At 65.7% G+C, this 15110-nt stretch carries 13 protein-coding genes; 5 read left to right on the top strand and 8 right to left on the bottom strand.

Annotated features, from left to right (window positions below; all coding sequences use genetic code 11):
• Positions 1-3: 3 nt before the first annotated feature.
• Genes KSS95_RS04635 through pilM form a run of 4 tightly spaced genes read right to left on the bottom strand, consistent with a single transcriptional unit; the run spans position 4 to position 3578 of the window.
• Positions 4-1236: a type IV pilus secretin PilQ gene (locus tag KSS95_RS04635; RefSeq protein WP_437179599.1), complete on the bottom strand. Its 1233-nt coding sequence runs from the start codon at positions 1234-1236 to the stop codon at positions 4-6.
• A complete protein-coding gene (locus KSS95_RS04630; protein ID WP_217852056.1) occupies positions 1196-2206 on the bottom strand; it encodes a pilus assembly protein PilP in 1011 nt (336 codons plus the stop codon). The genes KSS95_RS04635 and KSS95_RS04630 overlap by 41 nt, the downstream gene beginning before the upstream one ends.
• Positions 2203-2742: a PilN domain-containing protein gene (locus tag KSS95_RS04625; RefSeq protein ID WP_217852055.1), complete on the bottom strand. Its 540-nt coding sequence runs from the start codon at positions 2740-2742 to the stop codon at positions 2203-2205. Before KSS95_RS04625 ends, KSS95_RS04630 begins: the two co-directional genes overlap by 4 nt.
• Positions 2739-3578, bottom strand: coding sequence for a type IV pilus biogenesis protein PilM (gene pilM / locus KSS95_RS04620; RefSeq protein WP_217852053.1), 840 nt, complete (start codon positions 3576-3578; stop codon positions 2739-2741). Before pilM ends, KSS95_RS04625 begins: the two co-directional genes overlap by 4 nt.
• A 172-nt stretch (positions 3579-3750) precedes the next feature.
• Between pilM and KSS95_RS04615 the strand changes: the two genes are divergently transcribed.
• A complete protein-coding gene (locus tag KSS95_RS04615; protein ID WP_437179598.1) occupies positions 3751-6201 on the top strand; it encodes a penicillin-binding protein 1A in 2451 nt (816 codons plus the stop codon).
• Positions 6202-6328: 127 nt separating this feature from the next.
• Here the strand turns inward: KSS95_RS04615 and KSS95_RS04610 are convergent, their stop codons facing one another.
• From KSS95_RS04610 to rpmE, 3 genes are all read right to left on the bottom strand, one after another.
• A complete protein-coding gene (locus KSS95_RS04610; protein WP_217852049.1) occupies positions 6329-7597 on the bottom strand; it encodes a malic enzyme-like NAD(P)-binding protein in 1269 nt (422 codons plus the stop codon).
• Positions 7598-7772: 175 nt separating this feature from the next.
• Positions 7773-8588 carry a thermonuclease family protein gene (locus tag KSS95_RS04605; protein WP_217852047.1) on the bottom strand — a complete coding sequence of 272 codons (816 nt, stop codon included), beginning with the start codon at positions 8586-8588 and terminating at the stop codon, positions 7773-7775.
• Positions 8589-8590: 2 nt separating this feature from the next.
• Positions 8591-8806 carry a 50S ribosomal protein L31 gene (gene rpmE, locus KSS95_RS04600; RefSeq protein WP_134691348.1) on the bottom strand — a complete coding sequence of 72 codons (216 nt, stop codon included), beginning with the start codon at positions 8804-8806 and terminating at the stop codon, positions 8591-8593.
• A gap of 169 nt (positions 8807-8975) precedes the next feature.
• On the opposite strand from rpmE, the gene KSS95_RS04595 reads away from it, so the two are divergent.
• The 3 genes from KSS95_RS04595 (at position 8976) to KSS95_RS04585 (ending at position 13811) form a co-directional block, all read left to right on the top strand.
• A complete protein-coding gene (locus KSS95_RS04595) occupies positions 8976-11195 on the top strand; it encodes a primosomal protein N' (RefSeq protein WP_217852045.1) in 2220 nt (739 codons plus the stop codon).
• A 176-nt stretch (positions 11196-11371) separates the two neighbouring features.
• Positions 11372-13108 (top strand): arginine--tRNA ligase, encoded by a 1737-nt coding sequence (gene argS, locus KSS95_RS04590; RefSeq protein WP_217852043.1) that lies wholly within the window; start codon positions 11372-11374, stop codon positions 13106-13108.
• Position 13109: 1 nt separating this feature from the next.
• Positions 13110-13811 (top strand): SPOR domain-containing protein, encoded by a 702-nt coding sequence (locus KSS95_RS04585; RefSeq protein ID WP_217852041.1) that lies wholly within the window; start codon positions 13110-13112, stop codon positions 13809-13811.
• Between the two features lie 39 nt (positions 13812-13850).
• Here the strand turns inward: KSS95_RS04585 and KSS95_RS04580 are convergent, their stop codons facing one another.
• Positions 13851-14276, bottom strand: a complete 426-nt coding sequence (locus tag KSS95_RS04580) for an NINE protein (protein WP_217852039.1) — start codon at positions 14274-14276, stop codon at positions 13851-13853.
• A gap of 157 nt (positions 14277-14433) precedes the next feature.
• On the opposite strand from KSS95_RS04580, the gene KSS95_RS04575 reads away from it, so the two are divergent.
• A complete protein-coding gene (locus KSS95_RS04575; protein ID WP_217852037.1) occupies positions 14434-15078 on the top strand; it encodes a C40 family peptidase in 645 nt (214 codons plus the stop codon).
• The last annotated feature ends 32 nt before the right edge of the window (positions 15079-15110 follow it).

The raw sequence follows: 15110 nt of genomic DNA, 5'->3' as shown, positions 1-15110 counted from the left end.
GAATCAACGACTCACAGCAATCGCCTGGTCACTCATGATACGCGGAGTCAGGAAGACCAGCAGCTCGGATTTTTTCTCTTGTAATGCATCGCGTCGAAACAGCCGTCCAACATACGGCAGATCGCCGAAAAATGGCACCTTGTCGACCACTTTGTTATGCGACGTCGAGTACACGCCACCAATCACAATGGTTTCGCCATCGGCCACGCGCACCTTGGCATTGACCTCGTTCTTGCGAATCGGCGGCACGTTGTTCAGGGCATTGATGAAGTCCGGCTCGTCCTTGGTCACCCGTACCGCCATCACCACCTTGCCGTCGGGGGTGATCTGCGGGGTCACCTCCAGCGACAGCGAGGCCTCGCGAAAGGAAATGGAGGTGGCGCCGCTTCTGGTGGTTTCCTGGTAGGGCACCTCGGTACCCTTGAGGATCCGCGCGGTTTCCTTGTCGGCGGTGACCACCTTGGGCTGGGAGATGATCTCGCCGTTGCCGCTCTTTTCCATGGCACTGAGCTCCAGGTCGAGCAGAATGTCGCTGCGCAGCAGGCCGAGCCCCAGGCCCGAGGTGGCGCGCTCGACACCAAGGTCGACGAACAGCTCGCTGCCCAGGCGGCTGTCCTGGCCATACAGCGGCCCGCCCCAACGGACGCCGAGGGTCTTTTCATAATCGACGCTGGCCTCGACGATCCGCGCCTCGATCATCACCTGGCGCACCGGCACGTCCAGCTGCGCCACCAGCTTGCGCAACTCCGCCAACTGCCGCGCAGGCTGGGCGACCACCAAGGTATTGGTACGCGCATCCACACTGACGGCGCCACGCCCGGCGAGGATGCCGTCGTCGGCCAGGCTGGCCATCAGCAGCTCGGCCAGCTCCGCCGCCTTGGCATGGAACACCGGGATCAATGCACGTTGCAGCGGCGCCAACTGCGCTTGCAGGGCCTGCTCCTGGCGAACGCCCGTAGACCGCTCGGCCAGTTCCGCCAAGGGCGCGACCAGCAGCACGTTACCCTCCTGACGATGACCAAGGCCCCGACTGCGCAGCACCAGGTCAAGGGCCTGCTGCCAAGGCACCTGCTCCAGACGCAAGGTGATCCGCCCTTGCACGGTGTCGCTGGCCACCAGGTTGACACCCACATAATCCGCCATGATCTGCAGGACCGCGCGAACTTCGACGTCCTGGAAGTTCAGCGACAGCGGCTCACCTTCTGTCGCCAAGGCGCCGCGCATCCCCATCAGCATGAACAGCAACCCGCCCAGCCATCGCCCCTGTTTCATCCCCGACCTCCTCTGTCATGCGTGCCCCAAGCAGCAGATACCGATGGCGTTCCTGCCAGGTATCCCCGATATAGATCCGCTCGCGCACGGTTACCTGGTCCGCCGCAATCGCCACCACTGTCCCTTCGTCACGCCCCAGCGCCTCGCCCTCCCCGACCCGATACACGTGGCCACCCGAGCGCAACAGCGCCTGATGACGCCCGCCACGCGCCAGCGTGCCGACCATTTCCAGCTGCTCCAGCGGGATACGGCCAAGCCCAAGGCCGAGCCGGGCCGATGACCAGGCCCGGAATGGATCGAATGCCGTCACGGCCGGTGCCGGCCGAGCAGGCTCGTGCGCCAGCCCGGCCGGCACCGGCAACGCTTCGCCGGCGTGATAGGCGTTGATCAGCAACTGTCCCACGACCAGGCCCGAACGCTCATCCGCCCGGGTCAGGCGCAGCCGCGCCACATTCAACAAGCGTAACTGCCGATGCCCTTGCTCCAGCCACGCACGCACGGCCGGATAGCGCCCTCTCACTCGAATTTCCAGGGGAATCAGCCGATAACCGGGTTCGTGGCGCTCATCGAGCACATCGAGACGCTCGAACAACAGGCCATGCTCATGGCCGGATAGCGCCAAGGTTTCGAGCCATTCGCTCATGCCCTCCCCTGCGGAGAGTCGCCAACGCTCCGTGCGCACATGCTGTTCGGCTTCCTCGAGTGCCCGACGCTCGGCGCCCAGCTCGGCGAGCTGCGCTGCACGCGCCTGCAACGCTTGCTGCATGCCAACCACCTGCGCGACAGCCGCGCCATACGCCAGCCCCGGCTCGCGCAGACGCACGAAGTACCCCGTGACCAGCACCGCCAATAGGCTCAACAAGATCACCACGATGCCGAGTGCCGGGGATCGGCAGACCCACGCCTGCCAGTCGCCCCAGCGCCAGCCACTCATGACGCCCCCGGCGCCAAACGCGCCGCCAGCAGAAACTCATCACCTGTTTGCTGGTAACGCAGGTGGACCAGCTCGACCTCCTGCACCACACCGCTGTGCTGCAAGTCACGCATGAGCCGCGCCACCACCGCCGCCGAGGCGGCCAACCCAGCCAGTTGCAAGCGGTTGTCCTGCCAGTCGACCTCGGTCAGTTGCGCCCCCTCGGGCATCGCCTGCTCCAGGCTGAGCAACAGCCCCGGTAGCAACGCCTGCCTGGCACGCAGCGTGGTCAAGGCGGCATATTGCGCCTGCGCCGCCTGGCGCGCCTCGCGCAGCCGCTCAAGCTGCAGCAGCCCACCCTCGAGCCGGGCAAGCTCAGCCTGGTGCCGGGCAACCACTTCGGCCTGCCTCGCCAGCCGCGCCCGCGCCGCCTGGTCGAGCAGCAACACACCGACCAAGGCCAGGATCAGGCTGAGCACCAGTGCCCGCTGAAAGCGCCGCAACGTCTTCGCCCGCCGCTGCTCGCGCCAAGGCATCAGGTTCAGTCGCACCCTCATGCGGCACCGCCCTGCGCCAGCCCGTAGGCCAGCACCATCGATGGACCGATATCCTCCAGCCCGGCCAGTGCGGGCGGACACGCCAGGCGGCAGGCCACCCCCAGCCGTTCGGAGATCGACCGGGCTCGCCCAGGGCTCGCAGCGGCCCCGATCAACAGGACCTCGCGGGCTCCAGCCAGGCCATCGATGTGTTCACCCCATTGATCCGGCGAGGCCATCACGGTTTGCTGGCGCTGGGGAACATCACCATCCGGCCAGCGGTGCGTCACCAGGTGCGTGTTTTCCATCTGCAGGACCAGGCTGTCGCCCGGCGTCAGCGCGCGCCAAAGCGCCAGGCTGTCCACCTCCACGGCCACCAGCTCCAACCCAACCTGAGCGAACAATTGCTCGAAGGGATCGAGCTGGCTCTGCCGGCAGGCCACGACCAGGGCGTCGATCTTGCCCGGCGCCTGAGCGCTGGGCCCGAGCAGTTGAAAGTCCAGGGCAAGATCATCCAGCGGGAAAGGAAAGAGCTGGTCGGCGAGCCCCAGCAACTGCGCCTCCATGGCCTGAGCGGACGGGTCGGCCAGCACTTGGCAAACCTTGCAGATCACCTGGCAGGCCGGCAGTGCCAGGGCCACCTGGCGCTGGCGTGTCGCGCAACGCGCATGCGCTTTGCGCAACGCCCTGTGCAAGTGCTCGTTACCCGCGGATGAAGCGCCCAGGTAGGGCTCTACGGCCCAACCGGCGACCCGCAAGGCCCGCCTGTGCCGGCGCAGATGCACCATTCGTATGAAATCGGCGGTAATTTCCACCCCCAGCAGTGAACCGACGCTGCGGCCAAAGTCTCCAAGCATGACTGTCACTTCCCTGTCGTGCGCAGCCCGTGCCATTGCGCTGCAGGCGGTCGCCGCGCCGCCCCGGGCGGTCACCCGGCGGGGCGAAAAATGCTTATAATGCCCAGCGAATTTTCCCGTCCGCCGGCCCCTCGCGCCCTCCACTCCTCAACCAGGACACCCCAAAGCCTTGATACGCCTGCTGAAGTTCTTCTGGTGGTCTTTCGTCGCAGTCATCTGCGCGCTCGTACTCGGTGTGAGCGGTGCGTTTCTGTATCTTAGTCCCAGCCTGCCCTCGGTCGACGCACTCAGAAGCGTCCAGTTGCAAATCCCCCTGAGGGTCTACAGCAGCGACGGCAAGCTGATCGCCGAGTTCGGCGAAATGCGCCGCTCGCCCATCAAGTTCCAGGAAATTCCCCCACAGTTCATCCAGGCGCTTCTGTCTGCCGAGGACGACAATTTCCTCAACCACTACGGCGTCGACCCCAGCAGCCTGATGCGCGCCGCGTCGCAGCTGCTCAAGTCCGGGCATATCCAGACCGGCGGCAGCACCATCACCATGCAGGTGGCGAAGAACTTCTTCCTGACCAGCGAACGCAGCTTTTCGCGCAAGACCAACGAGATCCTCCTGGCCCTGCAGATCGAGCGCGAGCTGACCAAGGACGAGATCCTCGAGCTGTACGTCAACAAGATCTACCTGGGTAACCGCGCCTACGGCATCGATGCCGCGGCGCAGGTGTACTACGGCAAGTCGATCCGCGATGTCAGCCTGGCGCAGATGGCCATGATCGCCGGCCTGCCGAAGGCGCCGTCGCGCTTCAACCCGCTGGCCAACCCGGTGCGTGCCAAGGAGCGCCGCGACTGGATCCTCGGGCGCATGTACAAGCTCGGCAAGATCGACGAGGCCAGTTACCAGGCCGCCCTGGCCGAGCCACTGAACGCCAGCTACCACGTGCCGACCCCGGAAGTGAGCGCCCCCTACGTGGCCGAGATGGCCCGCGCCGAGATGGTCGGCCGCTACGGCAGCGACGCCTATACCGAAGGTTTCCGCGTCACCACCACGGTGCCCAGCGCCACCCAGCAAATGGCCAACAACGCTGTGCTCAACGGCCTTAGCGTATACGACGAGCGCCACGGCTACCGTGGCCCGGAAGCGCGCTTCCCAGGCAAGACCCGCGCCGCCTGGCTGCAGGACCTGGGCAAGCAACGCACCCTCGGCGGCCTGGAGCCGGCGATCGTCACCCAGGTCGAGAAGACCGGCCTGAAGGTGATGACCCGCGCCGGCCTGGAAGAGACCGTGGCCTGGGACACCATGAAGTGGGCCCGGCCGTACCTCAACAACAACGCCCAGGGCCGCGCGCCGCAAGCCCCGGCCGATGTCGCCCAGGTCGGCGACCTGGTGCGCCTGCAGCGCCTGGAGGACGGCACGCTCAAGTTCAGCCAGGTGCCGGGCGCGCAGAGCGCACTGGTCACCCTCGACCCCCGCGATGGCGCCATCCGCGCCCTGGTCGGCGGCTTCTCGTTCGAGCAGAGCAACTACAACCGTGCCATGCAGGCCAAGCGCCAGCCGGGCTCGAGCTTCAAGCCTTTCGTCTATAGCGCTGCCCTGGACAACGGCTACACCGCCGCCAGCCTGGTCAACGACGCACCGATCGTGTTCGTCGACGAATACCTGGACAAGGTCTGGCGTCCGAAGAACGACACCAACACCTTCCTCGGCCCGATCCGCATGCGCGAGGCGCTGTACAAGTCACGTAACCTGGTGTCGATCCGCCTGCTGCAAGCCATGGGCGTGGACCGCACCATCGACTACATCGCCAAGTTCGGCTTCAACAAGCAAGACCTGCCGCGCAACCTGTCGCTGGCACTGGGCACCGCGACGCTGACGCCAATGGAGATCGCCACCGGCTGGAGCGCCTTCGCCAACGGCGGCTACAAGATCAACCCCTACCTGATCGAGCGCATCGACAGCCGCAACGGCGAGACGCTGTTCACCGCCAACCCGGCGCGCGTGCCCCAGGGCAGCCAGGACCAGGCCGGTCTCGCCGCGCCCGAGCAGCCGATCAGCGTCGCCCCGGTACCCGGCGAGGCGCCATCGGCCTATGGCCAGGTCGCGGCTGCGCCGCAGGCGCCGGCAGTGGCCGAGCAGATCATCGACGGGCGCACCGCGTACATCCTCACCAGCATGCTGCAGGATGTGATCAAGCGCGGTACCGGCCGCCGGGCACTGGCCCTGGGCCGTACCGACCTGGCAGGCAAGACCGGCACCACCAACGAGTCCAAGGACGCCTGGTTCTCCGGTTACAACGCCGACTACGTCACCACCGTATGGGTCGGCTTCGACCAGCCGGAAACCCTGGGCCGCCGCGAGTACGGCGGCACCGTGGCCCTGCCGATCTGGATGAGTTTCATGGGCGCCGCCCTCAAGGGCATGCCCGAGCATGCGCCTGCCGAGCCCGAGGGCATTCTCAGCCTGCGCGTTGATCCAGTGAGCGGCCGCGCCGCCACCCCGAGCACGCCGAATGCCTACTTCGAGCTGTTCAAGGCCGAGGATTCGCCGCCTTCGGTGGACGAACTGGGCAATGGCGCGGCACCAGGCAGCCCGCTGCCGGCGGATGAAGCGGCGCCGATGGACCTGTTCTAAACACACCGTCCGTGCAGGAGCGGCCTCGGCAAGGCCGCGCCTACAAGGGACCGCGCCAGCCGGACATCGGCAAACAAAAAGCCCCGGCTCTTGCGAGCCGGGGCTTTTTCATGTCGCTACAACGGCATCAGCCGTTGAACACGTCATCCACGCTTTTCAGCGGGTAGTGCTTCGGATAAGGCAGGGTAGCCACGCCGGATTCGATGGCGGCCTTGGCCACGGCATCGGAAACCACGGTGATCAGACGTGCGTCCAGCGGCTTCGGAATGATGTATTCACGGCCGAATTCCAGGGCCTGTACACCGTAGGCCTCGCACACTTCCTTCGGCACCGGCTGCTTGGCCAGGTCCTTCAGGGCGATGGCGGCGGCAATCTTCATTTCTTCGTTGATGCGCTTGGCGCGAACGTCCAGGGCACCACGGAAGATGAACGGGAAGCCCAGCACGTTGTTGACCTGGTTCGGGTAGTCGGAACGACCGGTGGCCATGATCACGTCGCTGCGAGTGGCGTGGGCCAGCTCTGGCTTGATTTCCGGATCAGGGTTCGAGCAGGCGAACACGATCGGGTTGGCCGCCATCGACTTCAGGCCTTCCGGGCTCAGCAGGTTCGGGCCGGACAGGCCGACGAACACATCGGCGCCGTCGAGGGCGTCGGCCAGGGTGCGCTTGTCGGTGGCGTGGGCGAACTGGGCCTTGTACTGGTTCAGGTCGTCACGGCCAGCGTGGATCACGCCGCTGCGGTCGATCATGAAGATGTTCTCGACCTTGGCACCCATGCTCACCAGCAGCTTCATGCAGGAGATGGCCGCGGCGCCGGCGCCCAGGCAGACGATCTTCGCTTCTTCGAGCTTCTTGCCGGCGATTTCCAGGGCGTTGATCATGCCGGCCGCGGTGACGATGGCGGTACCGTGCTGGTCATCGTGGAATACCGGGATGTCGCACTGCTCGATCAGGGTGCGCTCGATCTCGAAGCACTCTGGCGCCTTGATGTCTTCGAGGTTGATGCCACCGAAGGTGATGGAAATGCGGCGCACGGTGTCAATGAAAGCCTGCGGGCTCTCGGACTCGACTTCGATGTCGAACACGTCGATACCGGCGAAACGCTTGAACAGAACACCCTTGCCTTCCATCACTGGCTTGGAGGCCAGCGGGCCGAGGTCACCCAGACCGAGGATGGCGGTGCCATCGGAAATCACCGCGACCAGGTTGCCCTTGCCGGTGTATTTGTAGGCCAGCTCTGGATCACGACCGATCTCGCGCACGGGTTCGGCGACGCCTGGGCTGTAGGCCAGGGCGAGGTCGCGGGCGGTGGCGGTGGGCTTGGAGAGCTCGACGCTCAGTTTCCCCGGACGAGGCTGAGCATGGTATTCGAGAGCGGCGGTTTTCAGGTCTGACATGATGGGCATTCCGCTATTTACTGTTCTGACGGACCGCCGAGGATACGCAAAGAGCCGGGGGGCGACAAGACTGCCCGGTCACTCGGTGTCAAGGCCTCTGGCCTACGACTTTACGCTATAACCCACGGGGCTTACCGGGCCCAGTGTGTACAATCCAATAGCAAACTGTCTACAACTATTTAGGCTCCACCATGCTCGGATCGGTCAATGGCAACAGCCAGCGTCGCTGCCCGGGCTTGAGCCCGCCTTTGCGGGAACGATCCAGCACCCAGCCGCGCGCCTCGACCTGGCGTCCCTTGAGGTTAGCGAAGAAGCTGGCAGGGAAGCTGCGTTGCAGACGAGCGGGTACCTGCAGCACCAGGCTGTCGTCGAGCTCCAGCCAGGTACCGCCACGATTGCGCTCGATACCCGTGACTTTGCCGGCGATGACCGCAAAGCCGGACTGGCGGATATCCCCCGCGCGCAGCACCGGCGACTGTCGCCAAAGCCCGGCGGCCGCCTTGCGCGCCACCTGCTCGGCTTGCTGCTGGCAGCGCGACAGGCTGACGTTGGGCGCGATGGCAACCCGATAGCCCAGGCCTTCGCTGAGCAGTTGTGCTTCGAAATTGTCGCCAGTACGGCCATAGATGTGCGCCAGGGTGCGCCCGTACTTGTCCTTGGGCTCAGCCCCCAGCACCAGCCCGACCCGTCCGTCGTTGGCCCTTACCAAGGCTTGCAGGCGCCGCTTGGCCGCCTCGGCATAGGCTTCGCTGGTCCGCCCCTTGCGGCCGATCTCCGGGGCATTGATACCGATCAGCCGCACGCTGCGGCCATCGACCAGGCGCAGGGTGTCGCCATCGACCACAGTGCGCACCGCCACCTGCTGCGCCTGCTCGGGCAGCGGACAGAACGCCAAGGCTGGAAAATGCCAGATCGCGCCCACAAAAAAGGCGCCCACCAGGGGCGCCTTCTTTTGCAACAGCGCGAACCTCGAGAGATTCGCCATGCGCATGATTACTTCTTGGTACCGAACATACCGAAGCGATCGGCGAACTTCTGTACGCGACCACCGGTGTCCAGGACTTTCTGCTTACCGGTGTAGAACGGGTGGCACAGGTTGCAAACGTCGATCGCCAGGGTGCTACCCAGGGTCGAACGGGTTTCGAATTTGTTGCCGCAGCTGCAGGTGACTGCAACCGCTTCGTAGTTCGGATGAATATCTGCTTTCATGGTCACTTCCTCGAGCTGCGTGCCGCCACCCAACACCTATTGTTGAATACCGCACGTAATTAGGCGGCGAATAATACCAGAGCGCAGGGCCAGCGCAAGTTGTCGCTTGCACCGGCTGTCGTCTGCTAGGCTCGCCTGATTTGTGAAACGCCCTCCAGAGACCTTCCGCGTGTCCGACGTCATCCTGCGCCTTGCCCTGCCCTCGCCCCTGCGTCGCCTGTTCGACTACCGGGCCACTGCGAGCATGGCACGCCAGGCGCTGACCCCTGGCATGCGCATCCGCGTGCCATTCGGTCGACGCGAGATGATCGGGGTGCTGGTGGAGGTCGCCGACAAAAGCGAAGTGCCGGCCGACAAGCTCAAGCCTGCCAGCGCCCTGCTCGACCCGGTCTCGCCGCTACCGCCGGCGTTGTTCAGGCTGTGCCTGTGGACCGCCCAGTACTACCAGCACAGCCTCGGCGACACCCTCAGCTGGGCGCTGCCGACGCTGCTACGCCAGGGCGAGCCGGCCGAGGCCCGCCAGGAGCGCTTCTGGCACGTTGCCGGCGGCGCGCGCCTGGAAGACCCTCGCATCACCCGGGCGCCACGCCAGCGCGAAGCGCTCAAGACCCTGTCGCAGCACCCCCACGGTGTTGCCCACGCGCTGCTGGGCAAGCTTGGCCTGAACAAGGACAGCCTCGACCTGCTGCTGGCCAAGGAACTGGTGCAGGTCGAAGTACGCCGCCACCTGCCGGCAGCACGCCACGAACATTGGCTGGCCCAGCCGGAGCTGCCGCTCAACGAGGAGCAACGCGCCGCCTTCGAGGCCGTGCGCGCGGGCTTCGGCGGCTTCCATGCCTATTTGCTGGCCGGCGTCACCGGCAGCGGCAAGACCGAGGTCTACCTGCAACTGATCCGCGAGACCCTCGAGGCCGGCAAGCAGGCATTGATTCTGATTCCCGAGATCAACCTCGGCCCGCAGACCCTGCAGCGCTTCGAACAACGCTTCAACGCCCGCATCGCCCTGCTGCATTCGGCAGTGAGCGACCGCGAACGCCTGGACGCCTGGCTGGCGGCCCGCGATGGCGAGGCCGACATCATCATCGGCACCCGCTCGGCATTGTTCACGCCGATGAAAAACCCCGGGCTGATCATCATCGACGAGGAGCACGACGGCTCCTACAAGCAGCAGGAAGGCCTGCGCTACCATGCCCGCGACCTGGCGGTGGTACGCGCGCACCAGGAGAACGTGCCGATCCTGCTGGGCTCGGCCACGCCGTCGCTGGAGAGCCTGCACAACGCCCACAGCGGCCGCTACGGCCTGCTGCGCATGACCCAGCGCGCCGGTGGTGCCAAGCCGCCGCGCTTCCTGCGCCTGGATGTGCGCAGCCTGCCGCTGGACAGCGGCATCAGCGGCCCGTTGCAACAGGCCATCCGCCAGACCCTGGAGGCTGGCCAGCAGGTGCTGGTGTTCCTCAACCGCCGTGGCTTCGCCCCGACCCTGCTGTGCCATGACTGCGGCTGGCTGTCGGAGTGCCCGCGCTGCGACGCGCGCATGACCGTGCACCAACGCTCGGGCGTGCTGCGCTGCCACCATTGCGGCTACGACGAGCGCCTGCCACTGCAGTGCCCGCAGTGCGCCCATGTCGACCTGCGCCCGGTGGGTGCTGGCACCGAGCGCGCCGAAGAGCGCCTCAAGGTGCTGTTCCCCGACTACCCGATCCTGCGCGTGGACCGCGACAGCACCTCGCGCAAGGACGCCATGCACCAGCTGTTCAGCACCATCCAGCGCGGCCAGCCGAGCATCCTGGTCGGCACCCAGATGCTGGCCAAGGGGCATCACTTCCCCCGGGTGACCCTGGTGGCCATCCTCGATGCCGACGGCGGGTTGTTCTCCGGCGACTTCCGCGCCAGCGAGCGCATGGCCCAGTTGATCGTCCAGGTGGCCGGCCGCGCTGGGCGGGCCGAGGAGCCTGGCAAGGTGATCGTACAGACCCACCTGGCCGACCATCCGCTGCTGGTGCAACTCACCGAGCAGGGCTACTTCGCCTTCGCCGAGCAGGCCCTGAGCGAACGCCGCGCCGCCGGCCTGCCACCGTTCGCCCACCTGACCCTGCTGCGCGCCGATGCGCACATGCCGGGCCAGGCAGAAAGCTTCCTCGACGAGGCGTGCAGCGCCGCCGAGCGCCTGCTGCGCGAGCAAGGCCTGCACGGTATCGAGCTGCTGGGCCCGGTGCCCGCGCCGATGGAGCGACGGGCGGGCCGATTCCGCGCGCAACTATTGCTCCAGGCCAATGCCCGGGGCCCCTTGCATCGACTGATCAGCGCCTGGTTGCTAGTGTTGGAGCAGATGCCATCGGGGCGCCAGGTACGCTGGTCGCTGGATGTCGACCCGGTCGACCTGTATTGAGCGATTGAGCGGGCTTGCCCCGCGATCGAGCCCATCGCGGGGCAAGCCCGCCCCCACGCCTGACCAGCGATACCGGCCAAAAGGTTGGCAACCCGCCCCCGGCAACGGATAATGCCCAGTTTTTCCACCTGCGCATCGAAGCGCTCCACCGCGCTTGCGGTCGAAAAGAGAACCCCATGAAAGACACCATTCGCCAGCTGATCCAGCAAGCCCTCACCCAACTCGTCGCCGACGGTGTGCTGCCTGACGGGCTGACGCCGGCGATCCAGGTGGAAAACGCCCGGGACAAGACCCACGGCGACTTCGCCAGCAACATCGCCATGATGCTGGCCAAGCCGGCCGGCATGAAGCCACGCGACCTGGCTGAAAAGCTGATCGCCGCCCTGCCCGCCAGCGCCGACATCAGCAAGGTCGAGATCGCCGGCCCTGGCTTTCTGAACTTCTTCCAGAACACCGCCGCCCTGGCTCAGCGCCTCGACGCCGCCCTGGCCGATGCCCAACTGGGTGTGCGCAAGGCCGGCCCGGCCGAGAAAGTCGTCATCGACATGTCGGCGCCGAACCTGGCCAAGGAGATGCACGTCGGCCACCTGCGCTCGACCATCATCGGCGACAGCGTCGCGCGGGTGCTGGAGTTCCTCGGCGACGACGTCATCCGCCAGAACCACGTCGGCGACTGGGGTACCCAGTTCGGCATGCTGCTGGCGTACCTGGAAGAGAACCCGATCACCAGCGACGAACTGTCGGATCTGGAGAACTTCTACCGCGCCGCGAAGAAGCGCTTCGACGAGTCCGAGGCGTTCGCCACCCGCGCCCGCGGCCTGGTGGTCAAGCTGCAGGCCGGCGACCCTGAGTGCATGGCCCTGTGGACGCGCTTCAAGGACATCTCGCTGTCGCACTGCCAGAAGACCTACGAGCTGCTCAACGTCAAGCTGACCATGGCTGACGTGATGGGCGAGAGCGCCTACAACGCCGACCTGGCCAACGTGGTCGCCGACCTCAAGGCCAAGGGCCTGCTGGTCGAGGACCAGGGCGCCCAGTGCGTGTTCCTCGACGAATTCAAGAACAGCGAAGGCGAGCCTTTGCCGGTGATCGTGCAGAAGGCCGACGGCGGCTACCTGTACGCCACCACCGACCTGGCCGCGGTACGCTACCGCAGCAACACGCTGCACGCTGATCGCGCCCTGTACTTCGTCGACCAGCGCCAGGCCCTGCACTTCAACCAGGTGTTCGAAGTGGCCCGCCGTGCCGGCTTCGTCGGCCACCCGATGAAAATGGAGCACATGGGCTTCGGCACCATGAACGGCGCCGACGGCCGTCCGTTCAAGACCCGCGATGGCGGCACCGTCAAGCTCATCGACCTGCTCAGCGAAGCCAAGGACCGCGCCTACGCGCTGGTCAAGGAAAAGAACCCCTCGCTGGGCGAGGACGAACTGCGCCACATCGGCGAGGTGGTCGGTATCGGCGCGGTCAAGTACGCCGACCTGTCCAAGCACCGCACCAGCGACTACAGCTTCAATTTCGAACTGATGCTCAACTTCGAAGGCAACACCGCGCCCTACCTGCTCTATGCCTACACCCGCGTGGCCGGTGTGTTCCGCAAGCTGGGCAAGGGTTTCGACGAGGTGGACGGCGCAATCGTCCTGCAGGCGGCCCATGAGCAGGACCTGGCCGCGCGCCTGGCGCAGTTCGGCGAAATCCTCAACAACGTTGCCGACAAGGGCACCCCGCACGTACTGTGCAGCTACCTGTACGACCTCGCCGGCCTGTTCTCAAGCTTCTACGAGAACTGCCCGATCCTCTCCGCCGATACCGCCGAACAGCAGCAGAGCCGCCTGCGCCTGGCCGCCCTGACCGGCCGCACCCTCAAGCAGGGCCTGGAGCTGCTCGGCCTGGAAACCCTGGAGCGCATGTAAGTTGGCTGCAAAGAAAAAACCCGCGCCCAAGCGCGGCGCCAGCCGCCACCAGCCACCCGCCAAGCAGCCGATCCCCGGCTGGGTGTGGCTGGCGGTCGGCCTGACCGTGGGCGCCTTTATCGTGTTCCTGATGAAGCTCGAACCCGGCGGCGGCGATATCAAGCGCGCCAAGCCCGAACAGCAGAAGCCGGAGCGAGTCGCCGAGACCAGCAAGACCACCACGCCGACACCCCAGCAGCCGGTGAAGCCGAAGTACGACTTCTACACCCTGCTGCCGGAGTCGGAGGTGATCGTGCCGCCCGAGGCCGTGCCGGAGAAGACCCCGCCGGTGCCGGCGCAACCACCGGTGCCGAGCACGCCGGTCACCCCGGCGGAGGCGGCGAAGATCGATACCGCCCGTGCCCAGGCCGCGCTGCTGGGGCAGACACCGCCACCGGCACCACCGGTGATCAAGCCGGCGGCCACCACCCAGTTCTTCCTGCAGGCCGGCTCGTTCCGCAAGCAGGCGGACGCCGACAAGGTCCGCGCACAGATCATCCTGCTCGGCCAGGCGGTGAAGGTGGAGTCGGGGACGGTCAAGGAAGAGACCTGGTACCGCGTGATGGTCGGCCCGTTCAGCAACCGCGAACAGCTGACCGTGGCGCAGAAGCAACTGGCCGGGGCAGGCTTCAGCAACCTGCTGCTGCAACAACGCCGCCAATAACGAAAAAGGCCTTGCCGCACACCGCGACAAGGCCTTTTTTCATACCCGCCGACGGGCGAGGTTGACCTCGGAAATCTGCCGGTTCAGGGTCCAGAAGTCATACAGCACCCCCAGCAGGAACAGGCCACCGGTGAACAGGTAGATCAACGCGCTGATCCATTTGCCCTGGTACAGGCGGTGCACGCCGAAGATGCCCAGGAAGGTCAGGAAGATCCACGCCAGGTTGTAGTCCACCCCACCGGACTCAAAGCGCACGTCCGCCTCGCGGTCCATCGACGGGATCAGGAACAGGTCGATCAGCCAGCCGATGCCGAGCAGGCCAAAGGTGAAGAACCAGATCGTCCCGGTAACGGGTTTGCCATAGTAGAACCGGTGCGAACCGGTGAAGCCGAAGATCCAGAGCAGGTAGCCGAGGACCTTGCTGTGGGTGTCGTGCGCAGGCACACCCTGTTGATAACCATTCATTCGAAGCCCTCGTGGGTTAGCCGAAAATTTTCTAACGGAAAATGTGACTTTTCCGTGTTGACCCGACATATGGTACGTGGCCGAGCGACCAACGGATCAGAATTTGATCAAAAAGCTGTTATAAAGTTGCGCGCCAACACCTATAAGAGCTTCATCTATGCCACCTTTCTTCAAGACATGGCTGACCCTCTGCCTTTTATTGCCCCTGGCCGCCCACGCCACCAACCGTGAGCAACGACTCCCCAGCGGTTTCACCGGTTACACGGCCAATGCCGATGCCACGGTGAAACGCGCCCCGGTTCAATACCGCACCACCACCCTGCGCGCCCGCCCAGGCAACGCCGCCAAGCAACAGGCCGTGGGCCTGCAGGCCGTGGCGATGTCGCCCAAGCAGAGCAGTGAGGTGCTCAGCCGCGCGGTGAACGTGCTCGGCACCCCCTACCGCTGGGGCGGCAGCAGCCCGAAGAAAGGTTTCGACTGCAGCGGCCTGGTCAAGTACGCCTTCAACGACGTGGCCGATGTCGACCTGCCGCGCACCTCCAACGCCATGGCCCAGGGCCAGGGGGTGAAGGTGGCCAAGGGCGACCTCAAGCCGGGCGACCTGATCTTCTTCAACATCAAGAGCCGCCGGGTCAACCATGTGGCCATCTACCTGGGCAACGACCGCTTCATCCACGCCCCGCGCACCGGCAAGCGGGTAAGCATCGACAGCCTGGAAAAACCCTACTGGCAGAAGCACTACGTGGTGGCCAAGCGCGTGCTGCCCAAAGAGCAGCAGGCGCTGCGCCTGGCCAAACGCTAAGCCCAAGCCCCCTGCTGCTGGCGAAGCAGGCA

Source organism: Pseudomonas muyukensis, from assembly GCF_019139535.1.
GTDB classification, from domain to species: domain Bacteria; phylum Pseudomonadota; class Gammaproteobacteria; order Pseudomonadales; family Pseudomonadaceae; genus Aquipseudomonas; species Aquipseudomonas muyukensis.
The sequence above is the reverse complement of the archived record's forward strand: the minus strand, read 5'-3'. Positions and strand labels throughout refer to the sequence as shown.

What these genes read in the sequence shown, in the direction of transcription:
- KSS95_RS04635 (WP_437179599.1), bottom strand. Translation starts at nt 1,236, where the DNA reads ATGCTGATGGGGATGCGCGGCGCCTTGGCGACAGAAGGTGAGCCGCTG.
- KSS95_RS04630 (WP_217852056.1), bottom strand. Translation starts at nt 2,206, where the DNA reads ATGAGTGGCTGGCGCTGGGGCGACTGGCAGGCGTGGGTCTGCCGATCC.
- KSS95_RS04625 (WP_217852055.1), bottom strand. Translation starts at nt 2,742, where the DNA reads ATGAGGGTGCGACTGAACCTGATGCCTTGGCGCGAGCAGCGGCGGGCG.
- pilM (WP_217852053.1), bottom strand. Translation starts at nt 3,578, where the DNA reads ATGCTTGGAGACTTTGGCCGCAGCGTCGGTTCACTGCTGGGGGTGGAA.
- KSS95_RS04610 (WP_217852049.1), bottom strand. Translation starts at nt 7,597, where the DNA reads ATGTCAGACCTGAAAACCGCCGCTCTCGAATACCATGCTCAGCCTCGT.
- KSS95_RS04605 (WP_217852047.1), bottom strand. Translation starts at nt 8,588, where the DNA reads ATGCGCATGGCGAATCTCTCGAGGTTCGCGCTGTTGCAAAAGAAGGCG.
- rpmE (WP_134691348.1), bottom strand. Translation starts at nt 8,806, where the DNA reads ATGAAAGCAGATATTCATCCGAACTACGAAGCGGTTGCAGTCACCTGC.
- argS (WP_217852043.1), top strand. Translation starts at nt 11,372, where the DNA reads ATGAAAGACACCATTCGCCAGCTGATCCAGCAAGCCCTCACCCAACTC.
- KSS95_RS04580 (WP_217852039.1), bottom strand. Translation starts at nt 14,276, where the DNA reads ATGAATGGTTATCAACAGGGTGTGCCTGCGCACGACACCCACAGCAAG.
- KSS95_RS04575 (WP_217852037.1), top strand. Translation starts at nt 14,434, where the DNA reads ATGCCACCTTTCTTCAAGACATGGCTGACCCTCTGCCTTTTATTGCCC.